The sequence below is a fragment of the Photobacterium aphoticum genome (genome assembly GCF_001029435.1).
Taxonomy (GTDB): Bacteria; Pseudomonadota; Gammaproteobacteria; order Enterobacterales; family Vibrionaceae; genus Photobacterium; species Photobacterium aphoticum.
On record NZ_LDOV01000072.1, the window covers coordinates 1 to 289 of the forward strand.

Annotated in this window: 1 protein-coding gene; it reads left to right on the top strand. The window is 57.1% G+C overall.

The features are described 5' to 3' along the window. A partial coding sequence (locus ABT58_RS24245) for a hypothetical protein (RefSeq protein ID WP_047876772.1) occupies window positions 1-289 on the top strand: 289 nt, incomplete at both ends.

Consider the following 289-nt stretch of genomic DNA (forward strand, 5'->3'; position numbering starts at 1 on the left):
ACCGTTTGGTGATCGCGTGGAGGTCACGGCACAAGTGACAGACCCTGCGGGCAACAAATCCCCAGAAGCAAGCGATAGCGCATTGGTGGATCTAGAAGGTGCTTCTGCCCCAACGGTTGAGTTGCAAGGTGATACCAGTGGTGACGGCGTCTACAACAATGATGAACTGGGTGCTGACGGCACTGTGACGGCGAAAGTGACGCTGGCGGCTGACACGGCAGTGGGCGATACCATCACAGTGACAGACGGTGCCGGTAACGTCATTCTCGAGCGTGAAGTGACGCAGGAT